Source organism: Protofrankia sp. CiP1_Cm_nod3, assembly GCF_982290655.1.
Window position 1 is genome coordinate 24522 of the sequence record NZ_CEVIVD010000008.1, and the last position, 3391, is coordinate 27912.

3 protein-coding genes are annotated in these 3391 nt (G+C 72.6%); all 3 read right to left on the reverse strand.

Translation table 11 applies throughout. The features are described from left to right. Positions 1-42 precede the first annotated feature (42 nt). Complete coding sequence (locus AC5LUJ_RS03535; RefSeq protein WP_250286015.1) at positions 43-327, reverse strand: hypothetical protein; 285 nt, start codon at positions 325-327, stop codon at positions 43-45. Between the two features lie 243 nt (positions 328-570). Beyond that, positions 571-2478: a dipeptide ABC transporter ATP-binding protein gene (locus AC5LUJ_RS03540; protein WP_493464454.1), complete on the reverse strand. Its 1908-nt coding sequence runs from the start codon at positions 2476-2478 to the stop codon at positions 571-573. Continuing rightward, on the reverse strand, positions 2475-3391 hold a 917-nt coding region (locus AC5LUJ_RS03545), incomplete at its 5' end, for an ABC transporter permease (protein ID WP_493464455.1). The genes AC5LUJ_RS03540 and AC5LUJ_RS03545, both read right to left, overlap by 4 nt.

The window sequence follows — 3391 nt, forward strand, 5'->3', positions numbered from 1 at the left end:
GTTCCAGCGCGATGAGCGCGCCCGTGTCAAGGACAGTCGTTCTCACGCGGCCCCGGCCACCTGGGTGTCTCCGGCGTCATCACCGGCTTCGAGAACATCGTCGGCCGCCAGCACCGATCGCGCCCAGGCACGTGCGGCATCGTCCAGCCCGCCGGCCTCTTCGATCATCTGGTCCAGGATCTGCTGGGCCTGCGCCCAGTCCGGCTCGGCGGCGGCGAGACCGGCGAAGTAGGCCGACACCGACTCCGCCTGGCCGGCGTCAGCGGCCCGCTGCGCCTTCGCCGCGATCTCCTCCGGGACACTGATAGTGATCCGCCTGAAGCTCATAATTCAAGCATAAATCATGTGCACAGCCGCGCCCGGACGGCTTCTTCACCGACGGTCCTCTCCATCACCTCCTCGCCCGACAAGGCACGCCCAACAAGGCACGCCCGGCAAGGCAGTGCGTCGAACCCGGTGAGCCATTCGACGTAGGCGTCCTCGCGCCGTTGTCCATCCCGGCGTTGTCCATCCCGGCGTTGTCCATCCCGGCGTTGTCCATCCCGGCGTTGTCCATCCCGGCGTTGTCCGTCACGTGTGGCGACCACCGATGCCGGTCGGCTTCCCATCACCGGGCGAAGCGGCCTGACGCTGTTGCGACCATCTGGGGATCGCCTCCAGCAGCGCGCGGGTGTAGTCGTGCCGGGGGCTGGTGAACAGGTCGTCCGTCGGGCCGGTCTCCACGATCTGCCCGGCCCGCATCACCGCCACCCGGTGGGCGATCTGCCGCACGACGGCCAGGTCGTGCGAGATGAACAGGTAGGCCACGCCGGTGTCGGCCTGCAGTTCGGCGAGCAGCTCGAGGACCTGCGCCTGCACGGACGCGTCCAGCGCGGAGACGGGCTCGTCGCAGACGACGAGCTGGGGTGCCAGCGCCAGCGCGCGGGCGATCGCGACCCGCTGCCGCTGCCCACCGGAGAGCTCGGCGGGCCTGCGTTCGAGGACCGAGGCCGGCAGCGCGACCCGGTCGAGCAGGTCCCGGGCCCGGGCGGTGCGGGAGGCCCGGTCACCGACCCCGAACGCGCGCAACGGTTCAGTGATCACCTCTTTGATCGAGAACCGCGGGTCGAGGGACGCGTAGGGGTTCTGGTAGATGATCTGGGCCTGCCGGCGCAGCCGCCGCAGCCGCGCCCCCCTGGCGGCCGTGACGTCGTCACCGTCCAGCACGATCCGGCCGGCGGTCGGATCCACCAGGCGCAGGACGAGGCGGGCGGTGGTGGACTTGCCCGAACCCGACTCACCGACCAGGGCCAGCGTCTCGCCGCGGTTGACGGTGAAGCTGACGTCACTGACAGCGCGTAGCGTCCGGGCGGAGCCGCCGGCCGTACGGGGCAGCGGGAACTCCTTGACCAGGTTGTCGACCACGACGAGTGGCCGTTCGGCGGCCCCCGAGGGCTCAGCGGCTGCCGAAGGTGACGTCCGGGCCCGCGGCACGGCATGCGCGGGGGGTGCGGTGCGCGCGGGAGGTGCGGTGCGCGCGGGAGGTGCGGTGCGCGCGGGGGGTATGGCGCGGATGAGGGCGAGGCTCGGGGCGCTGTGCAGCAGTCGCTGGGTGTAGGGGTCGCGGGGGCTGTCGAGAATCTGGGCCGTGGGCCCGCTCTCCACGATCCGGCCCTGCGACATCACCGCGATGCGTCGCGCGCGGTCCGCGGCGACACCGAGGTCGTGGGTGACGAGCAGGACGGCGGTGCCGAGCTCGTCGGCCAGGTGCTGGATGTGGTCGAGGATCAGTCGCTGCACGGTGACGTCCAGGGCGCTGGTCGGCTCGTCAGCAATGATCATCTTGGGCTGCGCCGCGATCGCGATGGCGATCAGCGCCCGCTGCCGCATGCCGCCGGACAGCTCGTGCGGATACTGCCGGGCACGGATCTCCGGTTCGGCGAGGCCGGCCCGCTCCAGCAGCGCGACCGCCTCCAGCGGAGCCGAGCGGCGGGTGGCCAGCCGGTGGATGCGCAGCACCTCGGCCACCTGGACGCCGATCCGTTTCACCGGGTTGAGGGAGACGGTGGGGTCCTGCGGGACGAGCCCGATCCGGGCCCCGCGGATGGCACGCAGCTCCCGCTCCGACAGGGTGGCGAGGTCACGGCCACCGAACCGGACACTGCCGGCGTCGATGTGTCCCCCGGCCGGCAGCAGCCCGACGATCGCGTGCGCCAGCGTGCTCTTGCCCGAGCCGGACTCGCCGACCAGCGCGACGATCTCACCCGGCTCGACGTCGAGGTCGACACCTTGGACGGCGGGCAGCGGCCCGGTCCGGGTGCGGTACGACACGGACAGCCCGCGGATCGCGAGCAGGCCCGCGCCCGCGTGATCGCCGTCGTGATCGCCGTCGTGACCATCGGTGGGGATGCTGTCGGCGCCGGCGGTGGAGGCGCCGTCAGGGGAGGCACCGTCGCGGCTGCCGGGGCGGTCCTGGCTGTCGGTGCCGTGATCGGTCATCGTTGGGTGGCCCATTCTCCGTCCAGTGCCCGGGCGATGCGGTTGGTCGCCAGTACCGTCGCCGCCACGGTCAGGCCGGGCAGCGTCGAGAGCCACCACGCGTTGGCCAGATAGTTACGGCCGTCGGAGACGAGCGTGCCCCACTCCGGCGCGGGCGGCGCGGCGCCGTAGCCGAGGAAGCTCAGCGAGGACACCGCCAGCACCGCGGTCCCGAAGTCGAGCGTTGCCAGCACGACGACCGGCCCCATCGCGTTGGGCAGCACGTGCCGTCCGAGCACGCCGTACCAGCGCGTCCCCGACGAGCGCGCGGCCTCGACGAAGACGGCCTGGCGCACCCTGAGCACCTCGGCGCGCATGACCCGGGCGAAACTGGCCACGCTGGCGATCCCCACCGCGACGGCGACCTTCACCGTGCCGTACCCCAGCGCGGTCACCAGCGCCAGCGACAGGAACAGGGCCGGGATGGACAGCAGCACATCGACGAAGCGCATCAGCACGTCCTCGACCCAGCGGCCGGCGAATCCGGCGACCAGCCCGAGGGCCCCACCGACGACGAACGCGACCGCGACCGCGACCAGCGTCGCCTTCAGGGACAGCGCCGCCCCGTGCACGACCCGGGAGTAGGTGTCGCGGCCCAGTTCGTCGGTGCCGAACCAGTGGCGGGCGCCGGGCGGCTGGAAGTTGTCGGCCGGCACCCCCAGCAGCGGGTCACGCCCGGTGAACAGCGTCGGCCAGAACGCGGCCAGCACCACCAGCGTCACCACGATCAGTGACAGCACCAGCCCGGGACGGCGCAGGAAGAACCGCGACAGCCGCCGCACGTCCACGCCCAGCCGCGGGCCCGGCGCCGGCGACATCGCCTCGGACGGCGGCTCGGGCCCGGCCTGGACGGCCGGCCCGGCGGCCAGTGACC